General features: G+C 74.1%; 19 protein-coding genes. 2 read left to right on the forward strand and 17 right to left on the reverse strand.

The features are described 5' to 3' along the window. Positions 1-38 precede the first annotated feature (38 nt). The 5 genes from ABEA04_RS15330 to ABEA04_RS15350 are packed head-to-tail and all read right to left on the reverse strand — an operon-like array spanning position 39 to position 4,889. A complete protein-coding gene (locus ABEA04_RS15330; protein ID WP_345460259.1) occupies positions 39-554 on the reverse strand; it encodes a hypothetical protein in 516 nt (171 codons plus the stop codon). 58 nt (positions 555-612) lie between these two features. Continuing rightward, positions 613-1,380 (reverse strand): Cof-type HAD-IIB family hydrolase, encoded by a 768-nt coding sequence (locus ABEA04_RS15335; RefSeq protein ID WP_345460262.1) that lies wholly within the window; start codon positions 1,378-1,380, stop codon positions 613-615. Between the two features lie 4 nt (positions 1,381-1,384). Continuing rightward, positions 1,385-2,515: a cysteine protease StiP family protein gene (locus tag ABEA04_RS15340; protein WP_345460265.1), complete on the reverse strand. Its 1,131-nt coding sequence runs from the start codon at positions 2,513-2,515 to the stop codon at positions 1,385-1,387. Beyond that, positions 2,515-3,720 carry a phosphoribosyltransferase family protein gene (locus tag ABEA04_RS15345; protein ID WP_345460268.1) on the reverse strand — a complete coding sequence of 402 codons (1,206 nt, stop codon included), beginning with the start codon at positions 3,718-3,720 and terminating at the stop codon, positions 2,515-2,517. The genes ABEA04_RS15340 and ABEA04_RS15345 overlap by 1 nt, the downstream gene beginning before the upstream one ends. Then, positions 3,717-4,889, reverse strand: a complete 1,173-nt coding sequence (locus ABEA04_RS15350; RefSeq protein WP_345460270.1) for an HpcH/HpaI aldolase/citrate lyase family protein — start codon at positions 4,887-4,889, stop codon at positions 3,717-3,719. Before ABEA04_RS15350 ends, ABEA04_RS15345 begins: the two co-directional genes overlap by 4 nt. A gap of 214 nt (positions 4,890-5,103) precedes the next feature. On the opposite strand from ABEA04_RS15350, the gene ABEA04_RS15355 reads away from it, so the two are divergent. Beyond that, positions 5,104-5,679 (forward strand): TerD family protein, encoded by a 576-nt coding sequence (locus tag ABEA04_RS15355; RefSeq protein ID WP_345460273.1) that lies wholly within the window; start codon positions 5,104-5,106, stop codon positions 5,677-5,679. A 122-nt stretch (positions 5,680-5,801) separates the two neighbouring features. Here ABEA04_RS15355 and ABEA04_RS15360 read toward each other — a convergent pair whose 3' ends face one another. From ABEA04_RS15360 to ABEA04_RS15385, 6 genes are all read right to left on the reverse strand, one after another. Further along, positions 5,802-7,025 carry a hypothetical protein gene (locus ABEA04_RS15360; protein ID WP_345460276.1) on the reverse strand — a complete coding sequence of 408 codons (1,224 nt, stop codon included), beginning with the start codon at positions 7,023-7,025 and terminating at the stop codon, positions 5,802-5,804. Between the two features lie 125 nt (positions 7,026-7,150). Beyond that, complete coding sequence (locus ABEA04_RS15365; protein WP_345460279.1) at positions 7,151-8,239, reverse strand: DUF475 domain-containing protein; 1,089 nt, start codon at positions 8,237-8,239, stop codon at positions 7,151-7,153. Between the two features lie 85 nt (positions 8,240-8,324). Further along, positions 8,325-8,894, reverse strand: a complete 570-nt coding sequence (locus tag ABEA04_RS15370) for a TerD family protein (protein ID WP_425577037.1) — start codon at positions 8,892-8,894, stop codon at positions 8,325-8,327. Positions 8,895-9,041: 147 nt separating this feature from the next. Further along, entirely contained in the window at positions 9,042-9,374 is a 333-nt protein-coding gene (locus ABEA04_RS15375) for an STAS domain-containing protein (protein WP_345460285.1), read from the reverse strand. A gap of 222 nt (positions 9,375-9,596) precedes the next feature. Continuing rightward, positions 9,597-10,175, reverse strand: a complete 579-nt coding sequence (locus tag ABEA04_RS15380) for a TerD family protein (protein ID WP_345460288.1) — start codon at positions 10,173-10,175, stop codon at positions 9,597-9,599. A 104-nt stretch (positions 10,176-10,279) separates the two neighbouring features. After that, positions 10,280-11,503, reverse strand: a complete 1,224-nt coding sequence (locus ABEA04_RS15385) for a molybdopterin-dependent oxidoreductase (protein WP_345460291.1) — start codon at positions 11,501-11,503, stop codon at positions 10,280-10,282. Between the two features lie 237 nt (positions 11,504-11,740). On the opposite strand from ABEA04_RS15385, the gene ABEA04_RS15390 reads away from it, so the two are divergent. Beyond that, the gene (locus ABEA04_RS15390; protein ID WP_345460294.1) at positions 11,741-12,442 is read left to right on the forward strand and encodes a class E sortase; all 702 of its coding nucleotides are present in this window, start codon (positions 11,741-11,743) and stop codon (positions 12,440-12,442) included. A gap of 10 nt (positions 12,443-12,452) precedes the next feature. On the opposite strand, the gene ABEA04_RS15395 is transcribed toward ABEA04_RS15390, so the two are convergent. The 6 genes from ABEA04_RS15395 to infB form a co-directional block, all read right to left on the reverse strand. Continuing rightward, positions 12,453-13,499 carry a hypothetical protein gene (locus ABEA04_RS15395; protein WP_345460297.1) on the reverse strand — a complete coding sequence of 349 codons (1,047 nt, stop codon included), beginning with the start codon at positions 13,497-13,499 and terminating at the stop codon, positions 12,453-12,455. Beyond that, positions 13,492-14,427, reverse strand: coding sequence for a bifunctional riboflavin kinase/FAD synthetase (locus ABEA04_RS15400; protein ID WP_345460379.1), 936 nt, complete (start codon positions 14,425-14,427; stop codon positions 13,492-13,494). Before ABEA04_RS15400 ends, ABEA04_RS15395 begins: the two co-directional genes overlap by 8 nt. A 30-nt stretch (positions 14,428-14,457) precedes the next feature. Further along, positions 14,458-15,330 (reverse strand): ATP-binding protein, encoded by an 873-nt coding sequence (locus tag ABEA04_RS15405; RefSeq protein WP_345460299.1) that lies wholly within the window; start codon positions 15,328-15,330, stop codon positions 14,458-14,460. A gap of 108 nt (positions 15,331-15,438) precedes the next feature. Continuing rightward, positions 15,439-16,302: a tRNA pseudouridine(55) synthase TruB gene (gene truB / locus ABEA04_RS15410; protein WP_345460302.1), complete on the reverse strand. Its 864-nt coding sequence runs from the start codon at positions 16,300-16,302 to the stop codon at positions 15,439-15,441. Further along, complete coding sequence (gene rbfA / locus ABEA04_RS15415) at positions 16,299-16,841, reverse strand: 30S ribosome-binding factor RbfA (RefSeq protein WP_345460305.1); 543 nt, start codon at positions 16,839-16,841, stop codon at positions 16,299-16,301. Before rbfA ends, truB begins: the two co-directional genes overlap by 4 nt. Positions 16,842-17,084: 243 nt before the next feature. Continuing rightward, positions 17,085-19,549, reverse strand: a 2,465-nt coding sequence (gene infB, locus ABEA04_RS15420; RefSeq protein ID WP_345460308.1) for a translation initiation factor IF-2, incomplete at its 5' end; no start/stop codon positions are given.

Here is a 19,549-nt window from a genome sequence, read left to right on the forward strand (position 1 = left end):
CGCCGGTCGTGCAGGACGACCCGCCGGGCCTCCAGGACTCATCGGTCGAAGACGGCGGGCAGGCGCCGCCGCACCACCTCGCCCAGGGGGACCCACGTCCCGTCGAGGCCCCGCACCGGCGTGCCCGGCGACAGCCGGCCGTCGCTCATCATGTCGGCCAGCCGCCCGACCGGCAGCGGCTGGCACACCACGCCCCGCCACTCGTAGGCCAGCATCGGCCCGCCGTCGAGCCGCAGGCGCCGGACGGCCCGGGCCGTCGCGACCCGCCGTCCGAGGGCGAGCACGCCGCCGGCGCCCACGGCGAGGACGGCGCACCCGGCAGCCGCGCCGAGCGGACCGGCCACCGCCCACCCCACCGTCATGGCGACCGCGGCGAGGACGACGGCCAGCACCGCCTGCAGCAGGCGGGTCGTGTCCTCCTGCACCTGCAGGTCGACGACCGTGTCGTCCGGGTGGTCCGGCTCGACCCAGATCGTCGTCGACCACGACGTCGTCGGCGTGCTCGACGGCGGTGGCGGTGGCTCGGCGGGCAGGACGAACGCCGGGTCGGTCATGCCCGGCATTGTGGGCCCGGGTGGCGCCCACGCGTGGCCGATCGGCCGAGAACCCTGCTCAGACCAGCGACTCGAGCCAGAGGGCGATCTCCTCGCCGGCGAGGACGCCGGTGGCGGTGGTGAGGGCGCCGTCCCAGCCGTGGGACTCCAGGTAGGCGCCGCGCGGCACCAGGGCGTGACGGGCCAGGCGGAGCATGCCCTCGTCGAGCCGCGAGTCGCCGGCCGCGGCGACGACCTCGTCACCGGCCTCACCGGTCTCGAGCAGACGGGTCAGCCCGGCCTCCTTCGTGAGGGTGTCGGGCATCGCGTAGACCTTCGTCTGCTCGTGGGTGAGCCGCCAGCCCTCCTCGTCCGCGACCTGCTCGAGCTCCTCGACCCAGCCGTCGGCGACGGGCTCGCCGTTGAGCAGGAAGTAGCCGAACGCGCCGTCGGCGTCGCGCAGGCCGCGCACGTGCGGCGCGCGCGCCAGGTGCTCGACGCGCGCGGCGAACGCGGCCATCGGCAGCCGCTGAGCGACCAGCGTCTCGGTGTGCGCGGCGTGGGCGGCGTCGGGCTCGCCGTCACGCAGCAGGGCGCCGCCGTTGAGGCAGAGGACGCGGCGGTGCGGGGGCAGCCGCAGCCGCTGCACCTGCGCGGGCGTGCGGGTGGTGCACAGCACCAGGGCGTCGGAGGCCGCCATGCGCTCGAGCGCGGCGTAGGCGTCGCGGGTGACGTAGGCCCAGTCGCGGCCGTCGAGCACCTCGAGGCAGGTCAGGCGCTCGAGCGGGACGTCGCCCACCCGCTTGTGCGACCACAGCAGGGTGCGGTCGATGTCGGAGGCCAGCACGCGCTCAGCTCTCCGTCCGGGCGAAGCGGGGGTGGATCAGGCCCATGCACGAGAAGGCCAGGTCGGCCACCTCCTCGACCGGGACGCCGCGCTGCTCGGCCAGCAGCTCGACGTGGCCGAGCTCGTGGCGCCGGTCGGGGCGCACCAGCACCCGCCACGGCACCCGGCGCAGCAGCACCCGCGTCGTCTCGCCTACGCCGGGCTTGACCAGGTTGACGTCGCCGATGTCGTAGGCCTCGCTGACCGCCTCGACGGCGCGCCAGCCCGACCACGTCGGCGTCCGGTCGCTCGCGAGCAGCCGCTCGGCCTCGGCCCGCGCCTCGTCGGCGACGGCGCCGGGGCCGTCGAAGCAGGCCTCGACGACGTCGACGTAGCGCCGGCTGAGGTCGGCGTCGGCGAGCTCGGCGTAGAACTTGGCGCCGTGGAAGTCGCCCCGCCCGATCAGCCGGTCGTTGAGCACGGTGCGCGAGACCAGGCCGGAGACCGTCGAGTTCAGGCAGGCCGAGGGGATGAGGAAGTCGTCGCGGGTGCCGAAGACCGGCGTGCTGCTCGCGGGGTCGGCGAGCACGGCGAGCTCGGGGTCGAACCGCAGGCCGAGCCGCTCCTCGACGTCGACCGCGCCGGCGGCGAGCTCCTTCGAGATGGCGCCCTTGCCGGTCCAGCCGTCGACGAAGACGACGTCCTCGGGGCGGTGGCGCTCGGCCAGGTGGCGCAGTGCGACCTCGTCGAGGCCACGGCCCCGCACGATCGACATCGTGTAGTGCGGCAGGTCGAGGCCGAGCCGGCGCGCGTAGCGGCGCAGCAGCACCCCGATCGGCGTCCCGGCGCGCGCCAGCGAGACCAGGACGACGTCGCGTCCGCGCAGCGCGACGACCAGGTGCACGAGGGTCGCCGCCGCGAGGGCCACGCGGCGGGCCTGCTCGTCGAGCGCCCGCTCGAACAGCGCCGTGTACTCGGCGCTCGGCTGGTACTCCACCGGCAGCGACTCGGCGTAGTGGGCGCGGCCGGCCTGGATGGCCTCCTCACGCTCCTCGACGGGTGCCTCGAGGGCGGCGTCGCTGAGGTCCTTGAGCAGCCAGGTGACGTCGTCGGCCGGGTAGGAGCCGAAGGCCGGCCCGTGCAGCGGGGTCGCCATCACTCCCCCACCCGTGCGACCACGACGCGCTCGCACAGCCCGGCCAGCGCGGCGCGCAGGTCGGCGGCGCCCCCGTCGGCCGGGGCGGGCGTGGCGGCGTCGACCACCAGCACGATCGTGTCGAAGCGCCCGGGCTCGAGGTTGTAGGCGAACCGCGGTGCGCCGTCGTCGGCGCCGTCGTGCGCGGCGAAGGTGATGCCGTGGCGGACGGCGTAGCCCGGGTCGTCGACGACGACGACGGGCGAGCGGGTGGTCGAGGAGACGGTGACCTCACGGTGGTCCAGGGCCTCGGCGAGGCGGTGCGGCAGGTACATGAGCTCCTCGGTGCCGAGCACGTGCACCGCGTCGCCGACGAGGAGCCCGTCGACCTCGGCGGCGAGCGCGGCGACGGCGGCGTCGAAGGCGGCATCGGCGGCCCGCAGGCCGTGGCGCCCGCCGGTGGGGACGTCGGCGGGCCAGGTGACCGTGGTGGCGACCTCGTCGGCCCGGGGGGCGGGCGGGGGCGGCAGCGCGGTGTCGAGCGCGGCGGCGACGGCGGCGTCGGGCTCGCCACCGACCCGCACCTCACCGCGGGCGAGCGCGACCACCTCGATGCGCGCGCCCAGCTCGGCCGCGGCCTCGTCGACGAGCGCGCGGGCGGCGTCCGGTCGCAGGTCGACGAGCGCGGCGACGACGTAGGCCTCGCGCGGGCACGCCGCGTGCAGCTCGCGCACGGTGTTGAGCAGGGTGCGACCGGTGGTGAGCTCGTCGTCGACCAGCACCAGCGGTCCGGTGGTGCGCAGCCACCCCTCGTCGGCCGGCTGCAGGCGGTGGGTGGTGGCGTGGCTGTGCTCCTCCTCGAAGCTCAGCGCCGACCAGCCCGGGCGACGGGTGGAGTGCAGCACGGGCGCGCCGACGCGGTCGGCGACCAGGTGCCCCAGCCCGGTCGCGGTCTCGGCGTAGCCGAGCACCAGGTCGGGACGGGCGCCGTCGAGCGCCTCGAGCACGAGGTCGCCGAGGCGGTCGGCGGCGGCGCGGGCCGAGGCGGGCGCGACGGGCACGTGCTTGGCGAGCACGTTCGAGACCACCAGCTGCAGCCGGCGCGGGTTGCGGCGCACGGCCAGGCCGACCAAGTCGGGCAGGCCGGCGTCACCGGCGAGCTCGAGCCCCGCGTGCGCGTGCACCCACTCCCCCGTCCAGGTGCCCGCCGACGGCGGGGAGGTCACAGGGGGGCCTCGTCGGTGGCGGCGGCGAGCACGTCGACGAAGGTGACGTCGGGGGCGGCGACGCCGAAGACGTCGGCGCGGCGCAGCAGCTGGCGCGCCCACGCCAGGTGCGGGTTGGCCTCGTTCATCTTGTTGCGGTAGCTCGACCGCGAGACGCCGCCGCCGTCCTCGAAGGCCGACATGACGCCGAGCGCGTCGTCGTACTCCTCGTGGCTGACCACCGACAGGGCGTGGACGACGGGCACGTGGCTGGGGTGGATGACGGTCTTGCCGATCAGGCCGTTGGCGCGGTCGAGCAGCACCTCGCGGATCAGGCCGTCGAGGTCGCGGGCGAGCAGCCGGGCGCGCAGCTCGCGGTCGTCGCGCTGCGCGAACGGCGACTCGCGCAGCTGCGGCTTGAAGAGCCGGTCGGGCGAGGTGAAGTACTCCCACACCGGGCCGGTGATCGCGTGGCCTCCGGGGCGCCCGAGCACGTTGACGACGTCGGCCACCGCGCCGGCGATCAGCCGCACGTCGTAGATCGTCAGGTCGCGCGGACGGCGCAGCGCGAACACCGAGGCCATGTCGGTGGCGCCGATGCGCACCGCGAGCACCCGGTCGGCGTGCTCGGCCAGCAGCGAGCGGATGCCGAGCAGCTCGCCGACCCGGGTCTCGCGGTACATCACCTCGGGGGTCTCGATCACCGGCATGACCAGGTAGCGGCGTCCGACGACCGCCTCGCACCCGGCGACGGCGGCGAGGTACTCGGGCCCGTGGCCGGCGGAGAACTTCGGCAGCACGAAGCCGTCGATGACGGCGGCCGCCTCGCCCATCAGCCCCACGAGCCGGGCGGGCTGGTCGACGCTGCGCACCCGCACGAAGACCAGCGGCAGGTCGTCGCGGCCGGGCTTCTGGTGCAGCTGCGCGAGCTGCTCGGCCACGTGGGTGACGGCGAACTCGACGGCGCTGTCGGGGATGGCGTCCTCGAGGCAGATCACGCAGCTCGTGGCACCGCGCTGCGCCACGCGCAGGACGTCGGCGGCCAGCTCGTCGCGGGTCGCCGGGATGTAGAGCGTCGCGCCGAGCGCGTGGGCCAGCAGCTCGGGCGGGTCGTCGCGGTGGATGTCGAGCGGCTCGCGGAAGAACAGCTGCGCGCGGTCGGCGGGGTCGAGGAAGTGGAACTGGCGCACGGCGTCCCGCCTCTCTGCCTGGCTGGGTGGGGGTTGGACGCGGCTGCCTCGTCCGTGGTCCGGCACAGGATAGGTCGGGCGGGTTTCGGGCACACGGCGGGCCGGTAGCGTGCAAGCACCGCCGGGCCGTCGGCCCGGCGACACGCAGTTGCACGTCAGTCCCACGTCAGTCCCATGTCAGTCCACGTCAGCCCCTCGTCGAAGGAGTCACCCCATGCCCGTCTCACTCTCCAAGGGCGGCAACGTCAACCTGTCCAAGATGGCCCCGTCGCTGCAGTCCGTGCGCGTCGGTCTCGGCTGGGACGCCCGCACCACCGACGGCGCCGACTTCGACCTCGACGCCACCGCGCTGGTCTGCGGCGAGGGCGAGAAGGTGCTCTCCGACCAGCACTTCATCTTCTACAACAACCTCACCTCGCCCGAGGGCACCGTGCGCCACAAGGGCGACGTGCGCGACGGCGCCGCGTCGGGCGACGACGAGACCATCGAGGTCGACCTGTCGAGCCTGACCCCCGAGACCGACAAGGTCGTCTTCTCGGTGACCATCCACGACGCCGACAGCCGCGGCCAGAGCTTCGGCCAGGTCAAGAACGCCTACATCCGCGTCGTCGACACGGCCAACGACGAGGAGCTCGCCCGCTACGACCTCAGCGAGGACGCCTCCACCGAGACCGCCATGGTCTTCGGCGAGCTGTACCGCAACGGCGCCGAGTGGAAGTTCCGCGCCATCGGTCAGGGCTACGCCTCGGGCCTGCAGGGCATCATCAGCAACTACGGTGTCACGCTCTGATCCCGACGGCAGTTTCACCACGTAAGTGGTGAAACTGCCGGTTCTGCGACGAAGGTTCGTCGCACAACCCGCAGTTTCGTCGGCTCGGCCGGCCCCGCCCGGGGCAGGCCGGGCCGGACGCGTCAGAGGCCGCGGAAGCGCTCCACGGCGGCTCGGATGGTCTCCTGCATCCGCTCCGCCTCCTGGGCGGCCGCCCAGTAGTCGGGGTGGACGGCGTCGAAGGCCCTGCGCAGGGCGTCGAGCCGGACGGCGAGCGCGTCGAGCTCGCGGCTGACGCCCTCGCCCCCGGGCTTGCGGTTGTTGGTCACCAGCAGCTGGGCGTCGCGCAGCCGGAAGCGGACCTTGCGCATCAGGTCCTCCGGGTCGGCCTTGATCGCGCGCAGCCGCTGCAGCCGCTCGTGCGGCGCGTCGACACCGGCCTTGGCGACGTCCAGCTGGCCCCGGGCCTCGTCGAGCAGCTGCAGGGGCCGCGACCACTCGGCGTCCGCGGCCACGAGCCGGTCGAACTCGGCCAGGGCGGCGCGGGCGCGGTCGAGGGCGGCGGTGACGGCGTCGTCGGAGTCGTCGAGGTCGCGCCAGTTGCCCATGCTGAACTCGCGGCGCAGGGTGGCGAGGTCGTCGGGCACCTTCGCGGCGCGGGACTCGATGCCCTCGGCGACGGTGCGCAGCGAGGCGCGACGCGTCTGCGCCTTGGCGACGCGCTGCGGGTAGTCGGCGGCGAGGGCCTCGGCCTGCCCGGCGAGCCCGTCGAGCTCGCGCACGGCCTGCTCGAGCACCTCGAAGCCCCGCTCGGGCTCCCACTCGCTGGCGGTGGTCGCGGCGGCGCGGGTGCGGGCGAGCAGGCCGTTGAGCTCGGGCACCTCCAGCCCGCTGGTGCGCAGCGACCCCGCGGCGTCGGCGACCCGCTTGGTGAAGGCGGTGGCGTCGTCCTTGAGGTGCCGGCCGCGCTGCACCTGCTGGCCGATGCGGGTCAGCTCGGCGTCGTAGTCGAGCACCACCTGGTCCATCTCGTCGGCCAGCTTCGCCATCCGCGGACCGACGTCGGCGTAGGCGCGGTGCGCGGCACCGAGGCGGGCGAGGTCCAGGTCGTCGCCGAAGGGGTGCGCGTCGAGGGTGCGCAGGTACTCCCCGATCAGCTCCTCGGCCTGCTGGTCGAGCACCCGGAAGCGAGGCACGAGCCCGGACGACGCCGCCCGGTCGGGCAGGTAGGCCCGGAAGCTGTCGACCATGCCGCGCAGCGCGCGCTGCGAGCTGTCGAGGTGGCGGAAGTCCTCCATGAACTGGTCGAGGGCCCGCTGCGTCGCCTCGCGCTGCGAGGCGGGGACGCGGGACGACACGCGTCTCATGTTACGAGGGTGCCCTCGTGTGCCACGCGCCAGTCGTGCGCCCCCGGGTGACGTCGCCGACGGTCGCCGACGACACCGGCCCGCCGCTCGGGGAGCGACGGCCGGGGTGCGACGGAGCGGACGGGCTAGACGTGGAGCGAGTGGTCCTCGTCGGCGTGCGCGGCGTTGTAGCGCCGGCTCGACCACACCGCCGCGGCGATGAAGCCGACGCCGATCAGGCCGATGACGACCTCGGGGGCGTGGTAGCCCGGCGAGATCAGCAGCAGGAACGCCAGGGCCGCGATGGCCCAGTGGGCGCCGTGCTCGAGGTAGACGTACTCGCTCAGCGTGCCCTGGTGCACCAGGTGGATGGTGATCGAGCGGACGTAGAACGCACCCACGCCCAGACCGATCGCGATGATGATCGGGTCGGAGGTGATCGCGAAGGCGCCGATGACGCCGTCGAAGCTGAACGAGGCGTCGAGCAGCTCGAGGTAGAGGAACAGCGAGAACGCCGCCTTGCCCGTGGCCTTGGCCACCTCGCCCTTGGCGCGGGCGGCCTGCGCCTCCTCGCTGTCGTCGTCGTCGTCGAAGCCGCCGTCGAAGAAGTCGCCCAGGCCGCCGACCACCAGGTACAGGACGATGCCCATGACGCCGGCGTAGAGCATGTCGGCGCGGTACTCCTCGAAGATCGTGCCGAAGATGAACAGCACGATCAGACCGATGGCCGGCGAGATGGCCGGGAACGCGGCGGCCTTCTTGAAGGCCTTCTCGACCGGCGCGATCCAGTGGTGCTCCTTCTCGTCGTCGAAGACGAAGTCGAGGAAGATCATCAACAGGAACATGCCGCCGAAGGCCGCGATGAGGGGGCGTGCCTCCTCGAGGTACCAGCCGTAGGTGCCCTCGACGTGCGGGTCGCCCTTCTCGAGCGCCAGCTGCCACGCCTCGACCGGCGAGAGGCCCGCGGTGACGAAGACGATCACCAGCGGGAAGATCAGGCGCATGCCGAAGACGGCGATGATGATGCCGACGGTCAGGAACATCTTGACCCAGAACTCCGACATCCGCACCAGCACCTTGGCGTTGACCACGGCGTTGTCGAAGGACAGCGAGACCTCGAGGACGATCAGGATGGCGGTGACCGCGAGCCCGGTCGCGCCGCCGTACAGGTAGGCGGCGATGAGGCCGATGATGGTGATCACGAAGGACCACCGCAGGGTCTTGAGCAGCTGCACGCGCGTTGCTTTCTAGGGAGGGGCGGGCCGGCCCGGCGACGCCGGGTCGGGGTCGTCGGGCCGGGCCCGGTGGTTCAGGACAGCGTCAGAGGTTGACGCCGTAGTCACGCACGATGCCCGCGAGGCCGGAGGCGTAGCCCTGGCCGATGGCGCGGAACTTCCACTCCTCGCCGTTGCGGTAGATCTCGCCGAAGACCATCGCGGTCTCGCTGGAGGCGTCCTCGGAGAGGTCGTAGCGGGCGAGCTCGGTGCCGTTGTCGCTGTTGACGACGCGGATGAACGCGCCGGTCACCTGGCCGAAGTTCTGGCCGCGGGCGTCGGCCTGGTCGATCGAGACCACGAAGACGACCTTGTCGACGTCGGCGCCCATGCCGGCGAGGTTCACGTCGACGACCTCGTCGTCGCCCTCGCCCTCGCCGGTGCGGTTGTCGCCCTGGTGGACCACGTTGCCGTCGGGCGAGGTGAGGTTGTTGTAGAAGATGAAGTGCTGGTCGGAGACGACCTTGCCCTCGGTGCCGCACATCAGGCCCGAGGCGTCGAGGTCGAAGTCCTGCCCGGTCGTGGTGCGCACGTCCCACCCGAGACCGACCATGACCTTGTTCAGGCCTGCGGGTCCGGCCTCCTTGGTGAGGGAGACGTTTCCGCCCTTCGACAAGCTGACAACCATCGTGGATCCTCCGGGGGTTCGGGGTTCGGGTCGGTGCGAGCACACCCTACAAAGGACGCACCAGCACTCGGCATCTCCGCACGGCCACGGTCCGGAGTCGGCCGGGGCAGGCCCCCCGGCCAGGGGTGGGCTCGCTCAGGCGACGCCGCAGCCGAGGACGCCGGTCAACCGGGTCCACCCACCCACCCGCACGACGGCCGGGCTGGGGCGGACGACGTCCACGACGAGCCCCGAGCCGGCCAGCAGCTCGCGCCGGGCGAGGGCGAGGTGGCGCAGCGCCGAGGCGTTGGCCCACGCGACCCCAGAGAGGTCGACGCGCACGTGGTCGGCCCCGCCGGCAGCGAGCCGCCGCAGCTCGCGGCACAGGCGCGCGGCGAGGAAGACGTCGAGGTCACCGTCGAGCGCCAGCTCGCGCGTGGTCGCCGGAGCGCCCGGGACGGTAGGAGTGGTGGAGCGGACCTCGCACATGAGGGTCCCGGCCGATCAGCTCGTGGATCCACCGGGGACGAGGCCGCCTTGGTCGGCGGGCTGCGAGGTTCTCCGGCCCCCTCACGCTATGCCGCGGACGGTGTCCGTCCCATGGCCCGACGGAGCCCCCGGGGGCCTGGTCACGCCGGCCCGCTCGGGCGCGCATCCGGGTCAGGCGCCACCCCTTCGGGCTGGCCCGGACGGTCGACGCGCGGGCGGGTCTCAGCCGACGTTGACGCCGTAGTCGCGCGCGATGCCGGCCAGGCCGGAGGCGTAGCCCTGCCCGATGGCGCGGAACTTCCACTCCTCACCGCGGCGGTAGAGCTCGCCGAACAGCATGGCGGTCTCGCTCGAGGCGTCCTCGGTGAGGTCGTAGCGGGCCAGCTCGACGCCGGTGGCCTGGTCGACGACGCGGATGAAGGCGTTGGTGACCTGGCCGAACGACTGCCGCCGGGCGTCGGCGTCGTGGATGGAGACCGGGAAGACGATCTTCTGCACCGACGCGGGCATGCCGGCGAGGTCGACGTTGATCGACTCGTCGTCGCCGTCGCCCTCGCCGGTGAGGTTGTCGCCGGTGTGGACGACGGTGCCGTCGGGCGAGCGCAGGTTGTTGTAGAAGACGAAGTGCTGGTCGTCGACGACGCGGCCGCTCTCGCCGCAGACGAGGGCGCTGGCGTCGAGGTCGAAGTCGGCACCCGAGGTCAACCGCACGTCCCAGCCCAGACCGACGGCGACCGCGGTCAGGCTGGGGGCCATCTTGGTCAGGCTGACATTGCCGCCCTTGTTCAGGGACACCGTCATCGTGGGGGCTCCTCCGTGGTGTGGGGTCGTCGCATCCGGGCCTGCACCCACCCTAGGCGGGACGCTGCAGCCCGCTCCCCCGGGCGGTCAGCCCACGACGCCGCTCACGCGACGGTGACGGGGTGGCGCACCACGGCGTCGAAGAAGTAGCCGCTGTCGTTGTAGGGCGTGACGTCGGGCTGGCGGCGTCCGAGCGCGTCGGTGGCGCGGGCCAGCAGCACGCGCTCCCCCGCGCGCGGCCGGGGCCAGCGCACCGACCAGCGGGTCCAGCCGCCGCGCTTCCACGGGTCACGGCGGTCGGGCCGCAGCCGTGCCGAGCGCCAGGTGTCGCCGCCGTCGAGGCTGACGGCCACCGAGCGGATGGGCGCGGCCCCGCTCCACGACCGACCGGTCAGCGTGACGTCGCGGCCGGCGTCCAGCGCGGCACCCCAGGGCAGCTCCCACGCGGAGCGCACCGGGTTGACCGTGAGGGCGGGCGAGCCCTCGGGGTAGTCGCCGCCGGTCATGCGGTAGAAGGTCGTGTTCCACGGCGAGGTGAGGCGGCCGCGGCTGACCTCGAGCGAGCCGAGCCACTTGATGCTGGCGATGCCCACCCAGCCGGGCAGCACGAGCCGCAGCGGGTAGCCGTGGTCGGGCAGCAGCGGATGGCCGTTGGCGCCCCAGACGAGCAGCGCGTCGTCGAGGGCCTTCGAGACCGGGAAGGGACGGCGCACCCGGCCGTAGTCGACGCCGTCGGACTCGTAGGGGTCGTCGAGGCCGGTGGCCATGACCGTGCCGCCGCGGCGGACGCCGTCGGCCAGGCCGATGCGGCGCAGCACGGTGGCCAGCCGCACGCCCTCCCAGCGGACGGCGCCGACGGCGCCGAGCGTCCACGACGTGCCGCTGACGTCCTGGCCCTGCTGGGTCTCGAAGAACGAGCGGCCGTTGCCGGTGCACTCGTGCACCGTGGTGACCGTGGTGGTCGGCATGGCCTGCAGGTCGCGCAGCGTCAGGCGGACGCCGCGCCCGCGGGTGCGCGGCCGCTCGAGGCCGTCGCCGAAGACCCGCAGCTCGTAGTCGGCGCGGTCGATGCGCGGGGTGGCGGTGTGGTTGCGCACGAACAGGTCGCGCTGGGCCGTGAGGTAGCGCGTCGGGTCGACCGAGCTCCAGCGCATCTCGGCGTTGGTGCCGAAGTCGACGAACCGCCGCGGTGGCAGCGGCTTGAGGATCTCGGGCGCGCCGGCGGGCGCCGGCGGCGCCCCGATCACGGTGACGGCGGTCGCGGCACCGGTGGCCGCCACCGCCCCGCCCACGAGGGCACGACGGGTGAGCTGGGGAGCGTCGGACATGTAGGGGAACGTAACATCATCGACTTGCTCGACATTGCACCCCGGCGGGTCGGCCCGCGCGGTCGGTGGCCGGTGCGGGCTCTCGAGGCTCGGCCGTGGCCGGCCTCGCACCTCGACCACCGTCGGAGGAAGGTCGACGATGACGATGGTCGAGGTACGAGGAGCCCTGGCGACGAGCCCCGAGACCTCCGGGGCGTTCGTCGGGAACGACCGCGGCGCCGGTGCGACACTGGGCCGGTGACCGATGTCCAGGACGGCGCGCGCGAGGCGGCGCCGGCGCCGCCCCGGCGTCGCCGGCGGTGGGCGTTCTGGACCGGGCTCGGGCTGGTGCTGGCCGGGCTCGGGCTGCTCGGGTGGGTGGGCTGGCAGCTCTACGGCACCACCTGGGTGGCCCAGCAGCGGCACGCCGAGACCGTCGAGACGCTCGAGCGGGAGTGGTCGCAGCCGCCCGACCGGGCGCGCGCCGAGGTCGAGACCGACCACGGCACGGCCACCGCGATCCTGCGGGTGCCGGCGTTCGGCGACGACTTCGCGGTGCCGATCCTCGAGGGCGTCTCGGACGACGTCCTCGCCTCCGGCATGGGGCACTTCGCCGACTCCGCTGGGCCCGGCGAGGTCGGCAACTACGCGCTCTCGGGCCACCGCGTCACCCACGGCGAGCCGCTGCGCGACATGCCCGACCTGCAGCCCGGCGACGAGATCGTGGTCGAGACCCGCGACGCGGTCTACACCTACGTGCTCGACACCGGCGGCGACGACCTGCGGGTGCCGTTCACGGCCGGCTGGGTCGTCGGCTCCGACCCGGTCAACCCCGACGGCGGGGTCGGCCCCGCGCCCGACCAGCGACGGCTGATCACGCTCACCACGTGCGCCGAGCTGTTCCACACCGACGACCGGCTGGTCGCCTTCGGGCACCTGCAGGACGTCGTCCGCCGCTGACCCGGCCCGCTCAGGTCGGGGCCGAGGCCTCGGCGTCGCGCAGCGTCAGGTAGACCGCGCGCATGCCGACGGCGCGCTCGAGCTCGTCGGTGACGGCGGCGAAGAACTGGCTGCGGTAGGTGTCGTCGGTGACGGCCGAGACGGTGAAGTACAGGCCCGAGAACGCGGCGAGGAACAGCGAGACCTGCAGCAGCTCGACCGAGGCGTTCGGCAGGAACGGCAGGCTGTCGACACCGCCGGGCACGCCGGTCCAGGCGTCCTGCACGTCACGGGTCATCACGAGCGAGCCGAAGAGCAGGAAGAAGGCGAAGACCGCCACGGCCAGCAGCAGCACCTGACCCACCTGCACCACGAGCAGCACCAGGATCAGGTTGGCGCGGTCGAACCCGGTCACCTGCGCCCGCGCGGCCGGGTCGGCCCCGCGCTCGACGAGGCGGCGGGCCGAGGTGGCCAGCGGTGTGCCCTGCGTGGAGCGCAGCACGAACGCCTCGTCGACGACGTCGTCGACGCGGTCGACCTCCTCGGGCAGCCGCACCATCAGGAAGACCACCGCGAGGCCGGTGATGAGCAGCACCGTGGTCCAGAGGATGCCGGGCTGCAGGTTGGCCGTCATCTGCCAGGCCTCGGCGTTGATGAACAGGAAGGTCACGAAGACCAGCAGCAGCGGCAGCGCGCGGCTGACCATCGGCACCAGCAGCCGCAGGCTGCCGAAGGTGCGCCCGAGCGCCCACACCACGATCGGCCGGGCCTTGAGGGCGGTGAGGGCGTAGACCAGCGCGCCGGCGCCGGCGACGGTGGCCAGCACCGCGGGGGCCGCCGTCCCCTCGCCCACCAGCCAGACGACGAGACCGGCGACCACCACGGCGAGCAGCACCACCAGCAGCATCGGCGGCACGAACCGCCGCGGCGTGAGCCCCTCGCGCACCGAGGCGCGCACCGAGGGCACGAAGTACGACAGCCCGTGGGAGAGGAACCAGCGCTCGGCCTCGGCGACCGCGGCCGGGTTGCGGTAGGGGCCGGACGACGGGTCGGCGCCGTCCGCGACCCCGTCAGCCACCGAGCAGCTCCCGGGCGCGGCGGACGTCGTCGGCCATCTGCACCAGCAGCGCCTCGACGCCGTCGAAGGCCACCATGCCGCGCAGCCGCTCGACGAACTCGACCTCGACCTCGACGCCGTAGAGCTCGAGGTCGTCGCGGTCGAGCACGTAGCTCTCGACGCGTCGCTCGCGCTCACCGTGGAAGGTCGGGTTGGTGCCGACGCTGATCGCGGCGGGGTGCACCTCGCCGGTGTCGAGACGCCGCAGGCGGCCGGCGTAGACGCCGTCGGCCGGCGCGGCCGTCAGCCCGTCGGTGGGCACGTTGGCGGTCGGGTAGCCGAGCTCGCGACCACGCTGGTCGCCGCGGACGACGACGCCACGCACCGCGAACGGCCGGCCCAGGGCCTCGGCGGCGCCGGCGACGTCTCCGGCGGCCAGGCAGGTGCGCACGTAGGTCGACGACCAGACCTGCGGGCCGCCGTCCAGCTCGACGCCCTCGGCCTCGAACCCGGCGACGCGGCCCGCCTCGCGCAGGAAGGCGACGTCGCCCGCGGCGCGGTGGCCGAAGCGGAAGTTGGCGCCGACCACGACGGCCCGGGCGTGCAGCACGGCGACCAGCACCCGGTCGACGAACTCCTGCGGCGTCCACGCGGCGACGTCGAGGTCGAAGGGCACCGCGAGCACGTGGTCGACACCGGCGTCGGCGAGCAGCGCCGCGCGCTCCTCGACCGTGGTCAGCATCGACGGCGCGTGGTCGGGCCGCAGCACCGACATCGGGTGGGGGTCGAAGGTCACCAGCACCAGCGGCAGACCGAGCTCGTCGGCCCGGGCGCGGGCGCGGGCGACCACGACGCGGTGGCCGCGGTGCACGCCGTCGAAGTTGCCCACCGTGACCACCGACGCCCCGAGGTCGGCGGGCACGTCGGCGACGTCGCGCCAGATCTGCACCGTCTGCACCACTCGAGGATAGTGACGCGCTCAGCCCGCCGACGCGCGCCCGGTGGGCACCCGCACGGCGAGCACCGTGCGCACCCGCTCCTGCCGCACCACCACCGTCGCGTCGTGCACCGCCGCCAGCGCCCGGGCGAGGTAGAGACCGACGGTGACGCTCGCGTCGTCCGACTCACGGTCGAAGGGCTCGAAGACCGCTGCCAGCACCGCCTCGTCGACCGGCGGCCCGGTGCGGACGACGCGCAGCTCGACCCACCGCTCCCCCGCGTCGGCCTCGAGCCCGACCCCCTCGGGCCGGGGGCCCACCGTGTGGGCGGTCTGCCACAGGTCGCGCAGCACCCGCGCGAACAGCGCGGGGTCGACCACGAGCCGCACGCCGGCCGTCGCCGCGTCGAGCGTGGGTGCCGGCGAGAGCCCGGCGACGAGCGCGGGCAGGCCGACCGCGCGCGGCGCCGGACGCAGCCGGCCCAGCAGCGCCGCGGTGATCAGCTCGACGTCGTGCGCGGTGGCGTCGAGCCGGCCGAGCGCGTCCTGCAGGTGCCCCGCGACGTCGGCGGACGGCGTCGCCGCGTCACCCAGCAGCTCGACCCACATCTGCGCCATCGCCAGCTGGGCGCGCAGGGCGTGCATGAACGTCGACAGGAACCGGTCGTGCCGCCGCGCCCGGGTGCCCGCCGAGCGCTCGGCGAGCCGGGCGGCGCCGGCCTCGACGAAGGCCCCCACCCACTGGGCGAGACGCGCCTCGTCGACCGCGAGGCGCCGGGCGACGTCGGCGCGCGCGGCGCCGGCGAGCACGTCGAGCACGGCGGCCACCCGGGGGTCGTCGCTCTCGACCGCGCGCCCGAGCGGGTCGTACCCCTCGTCGGGCACGACCGGGCGCCCGGCGTGCGTGTCCCCCATCACGGCTCCCTCCGCGCGAGCGAGCGTAGGGCCACGCGGGCCGCAGCGGGAGACCCCGGAGGTGCTCGGTCCAGACCTGCGCCGGTCGGGCGCTGGTGCGGCCGGGCCTCAGACCAGGACGGCGACCGCGCGCGAGCCCTCGGGGGCGGGACCGTAGAGCGCCAGGAACTCGCCGTCGGGGTCGAAGACGGCGCTGACGGCGTCGAGCGGCCGGGCCAGCCGTCGTCCGTGGCGGACGTCGACGGCCTCGTCGGCGGACAGCTCGACGGCCGGGAAGCAGCGCCGGGCGGCGTCGCCGAGCGGGACGACGCCGAAGTCGTCGGCGAGGTCGTCGAGGGTGCGCGCCTCGGCGTCGAGGAAGGGGCCGACGGCGGTGCGCCGCAGCGCGGTCAGGTGGCCGCCGACGCCGAGCAGGGCCCCGGCGTCGCGGGCGATGGCGCGGATGTAGGTGCCGCTCGAGCAGCGCACCCGCACCCGCACGTCGGGCAGCGCGAGCTCGAGGACGGTGAGCTCGTGCACGGTGACCGTGCGCGGCTCGAGGACGACGTCCTCGCCGTCGCGCACGCGCTGGTAGGCGCGGCGTCCGTCGACCTTGACGGCCGAGACGGCCGAGGGCCGCTGCTGGATCTCGCCGACCTGGGCGGCCAGCGCCTCGCGCACCGCCTCGTCGGTGAGGTGGTCGACCGGGGCGCTCGCGGTGGTCTCGCCCTCGGCGTCGTCGGTGGTCGTGGTCTCACCGAGCCGGATGGTCGCCTCGTAGGCCTTCTCGCTCAGCGTGAGGTGCCCGAGCAGCCGGGTGGCCCGGTCGACGCCGAGCACCAGCACGCCGGTGGCCATCGGGTCGAGCGTGCCGGCGTGACCGACCTTGCGGGTGCCGGCGAGCCGGCGCACCCGCGCGACGACGTCGTGGGACGTCGGCCCGGTCGGCTTGTCGACGACGACGAGGCCCGGCCGCACCGGCGTGGCGCTCACGCCCGGGCCGGGTCGTCCTGCCCGGCGTCGTCGTCGTCGGCGGCGTCGGCGTCGTCGTCGTCGGCGGCGGCGTCGTCGTCGGCGGCGTCGTCGGGCTCGACCTCGCGCGGCTTCTTGTAGGGGTCGGTCTCGCCGGCGTACGCCGCCCCCTCGCGGGCCGCGGCCAGCGCCTCGTCGGCGCGACGGGCGCGCTCGAGCGCGTCGTCGACGACCTTGGCGGTCTCGGGCAGCGCGTCGGGCACGAAGGCCAGCGACGGGGCGTGGCGCATGCCGAGCTGCTTGGCGACCTCGGAGCGCAGCAGCCCCTTGGCCGACTCGAGCGCGGCCGCCGTGCTGGCCCGCTGCGCCTCGTCGTCCAGCACGCCGCCGGCCGCACCGAGGACGGTGTAGAAGATCGTCGCCTGCTGCGCGTCGCCGGTCAGCCGGACGTCGGTGACGGTGATGAACCCGAGGCGCGGGTCCTTGACCCGTCGCTCGAGCATCTCGGCCACGATCACCTGGATCCGGTCGGCGATCTTGCGCACCCGCGGACTGCTCATGCTGTGAACCCTTCCATGACGGCGTCACCGCCGTGAACCGACCCGGCCCGCGGCGCACTAGGACCTGACTGGTGCTCGCGAGGAACGAGCGAGCCCGCCGAACCGCGGGCCGGATCCGCGAGGAACGAGCGCATCCGGCCCGCCTGGTTCGGCGGAACAGAGGAGCGGCGAGCGAAGCGAGCTCGACGCCTTCGGCGGCGTAGCCGCCGGGGCGAAAGCCCCGGCGGCGCAGCCGGAGGGCCGTCAGGCCCGCGGGATCTCGCGCATCTCGAACGCCTCGACGACGTCGCCCTCCTTGATGTCGCTGAAGTTGCGCAGCACCAGACCGCACTCGAAGCCCTCGCGGACCTCGGAAGCGTCGTCCTTCTCGCGCTTGAGCGAGGCGAGGTCGAGGTTGTCGGCCACCACGTTCCCGTCGCGGATCAGGCGCACCTTGGCGTTGCGGCGGATGGTGCCGCTGGTGACCATGCAACCGGCGATGTTGCCGATCTTGGAGCTGCGGAAGATGGCGCGGATCTCGGCCTGGCCGAGGGTCGCCTCCTCGTACTCCGGCTTGAGCATGCCCTTGAGGGCCGCCTCGATCTCGTCGATCACCTGGTAGATGACCGTGTAGTAGCGGATCTCGACGCCCTCGCGCTCGGCGAGCTCGGTGGCCTTGCCCTGCGGGCGCACGTTGAAGCCGATGATGATGGCGTCGGACGCGGCGGCCAGGTCGACGTTGGTCTCGGTGATCGCACCGACACCGCGGTCGATGACGCGGATGCCGATGTTGTCGCCGACGTCGAGCTGGGCGAGAGCGTCCTCGAGGGCCTCCACCGAACCGGACACGTCGCCCTTCAGGATGAGGTTGAGCTCCTGGCTCTCCGCACCCTTCTCCATCGAGGCGAAGACGTCCTCGAGCGTGCGACGGACGCGGCGCTTGGCCTGCATGGCCGCCCGCTCGCGGGCCTCGCGCTTCTCGGCGATCTGGCGCGCCATCCGGTCGTCGTCGACGACCAGGAAGTTCTGGCCGGCGCCGGGGACGGCGGACAGACCGAGCACCATCGCCGGACGGGCCGGGTCGGCCTCGACGATCTCGTTGCCGTACTCGTCGATCATGGCGCGCACCCGGCCGTGGGCCGGGCCGGCGACGATCGAGTCGCCGACGCGCAGCGTGCCGCGCTGCACCAGGATCGTGGCCACGGGGCCGCGGCCGCGGTCGAGGTGCGCCTCGACGACCAGGCCCTGCGCGTCCTGCGAGGCGTTGGCCCGCAGGTCGAGCGAGGCGTCGGCGGTGAGGACGATGGCCTCGAGCAGCCGGTCGAGGTTCAGCTCGGACTTGGCCGAGACGTCGACGAACATCGTGTCGCCGCCGTACTCCTCGGGCACCAGGCCGTACTCGGTGAGCTGGCCGCGCACCTTGGTCGGGTCGGCGTCGGGCTTGTCGATCTTGTTGACCGCCACCACGATCGGCACCTCGGCCGCCTTGGCGTGGTTGAGCGCCTCGACCGTCTGCGGCATCACGCCGTCGTCGGCCGCCACCACGAGCACCGCGATGTCGGAGCTCTTCGAGCCGCGGGCACGCATGGCGGTGAACGCCTCGTGACCCGGGGTGTCGATGAAGGTGATGCGGCGGTCGTCGCCGTCGACGTCGGTGTGGACCTGGTAGGCACCGATGTGCTGGGTGATGCCGCCGGCCTCCTTGTCGACGACGTTGGCGTTGCGCAGCGCGTCGAGGAGCTTGGTCTTTCCGTGGTCGACGTGACCCATGACCGTGACGACCGGGGGCCGGATGGTCAGGTCGGACTCGTCGCCCTCGTCGGAGCCGAACTCGAGGTCGAAGGACTCGAGCAGCTCGCGGTCCTCGTCCTCGGGCGAGACGATCTCGATGTTGTAGTTGAGCTCCTCGCCGAGCAGCTCGAGCGTGGCGTCGTTGACCGACTCGGTCGCCGTCACCATCTCGCCGAGGTGGAACAGCATCTGCACGAGCTGGGCGGCGTCGACGCCGACCTTCTCGGCGAAGTCGGTCAGCGAGGCGCCGCGCGCCAGGCGGACGGTCTCGCCGTTGCCCTTGCGGACGCGCATGCCGCCCAGGGTCGGGGCCTCCATGGCCTCGAACTCCTGACGACGCGCCCGCTTCGACTTGCGGCCACGGCGCGAGGGGCCGCCGGGACGGCCGAACGCACCCTGGGTCTGGCCGCGCTGGCCGGGACGACCGCCGCCGGGGCGACCGCCACCGCTGGGCCCGAAGCCGCCGCCGGGGCGACCGCCACCGGGAGCGCCACCGCGACCGGGAGCACCGGGACGACCCGGGGCGCCACCGCGACCGGGGGCGCCGGGACGACCGGGCGCACCGCCCGGACCACGGCCGAAGGCGGCCGGGGACTTCGGCATCATCGCCGGGTTCGGGCGAGGCATGCCCGGGCGGGGCGGGGCGCCGTCACGGCCGGCCGGCGGCCGCGGCGGACGGTTGTCGCCGCCGTCGGTCTCGGGCTCGGGCCGCGGGGCGGCGGGACGACGTCCCATGCCCTGGCTCGGGGCGAACGGGTTGTTGCCGGGGCGCGGCGCGCCGGGGCGACCGACCGGTCGCGGCGCGGGCGCCTTCGGCGTGGGGCCACCGGCCTGCACGGCCGGCGGCTCGGGCGCGGCCGGGGTGGCCGGCGCGGCGGGCTGGGCGGGCTGGGCGGGGGGCGCGACCGGGGCAAGTCGGAGGCCAAGCGGTCTTAGGA

Source organism: Nocardioides marinquilinus, assembly GCF_039543705.1.
GTDB classification, from domain to species: Bacteria; Actinomycetota; Actinomycetes; order Propionibacteriales; family Nocardioidaceae; genus Nocardioides; species Nocardioides marinquilinus.

What these genes read in the sequence shown, in the direction of transcription:
- ABEA04_RS15405 (WP_345460299.1), bottom strand. Translation starts at nt 15,330, where the DNA reads ATGGGGGACACGCACGCCGGGCGCCCGGTCGTGCCCGACGAGGGGTAC.
- ABEA04_RS15360 (WP_345460276.1), bottom strand. Translation starts at nt 7,025, where the DNA reads ATGAGACGCGTGTCGTCCCGCGTCCCCGCCTCGCAGCGCGAGGCGACG.
- ABEA04_RS15355 (WP_345460273.1), top strand. Translation starts at nt 5,104, where the DNA reads ATGCCCGTCTCACTCTCCAAGGGCGGCAACGTCAACCTGTCCAAGATG.
- ABEA04_RS15330 (WP_345460259.1), bottom strand. Translation starts at nt 554, where the DNA reads ATGACCGACCCGGCGTTCGTCCTGCCCGCCGAGCCACCGCCACCGCCG.
- ABEA04_RS15380 (WP_345460288.1), bottom strand. Translation starts at nt 10,175, where the DNA reads ATGACGGTGTCCCTGAACAAGGGCGGCAATGTCAGCCTGACCAAGATG.
- ABEA04_RS15385 (WP_345460291.1), bottom strand. Translation starts at nt 11,503, where the DNA reads ATGTCCGACGCTCCCCAGCTCACCCGTCGTGCCCTCGTGGGCGGGGCG.
- rbfA (WP_345460305.1), bottom strand. Translation starts at nt 16,841, where the DNA reads ATGAGCAGTCCGCGGGTGCGCAAGATCGCCGACCGGATCCAGGTGATC.
- ABEA04_RS15375 (WP_345460285.1), bottom strand. Translation starts at nt 9,374, where the DNA reads ATGTGCGAGGTCCGCTCCACCACTCCTACCGTCCCGGGCGCTCCGGCG.
- ABEA04_RS15340 (WP_345460265.1), bottom strand. Translation starts at nt 2,515, where the DNA reads ATGGCGACCCCGCTGCACGGGCCGGCCTTCGGCTCCTACCCGGCCGAC.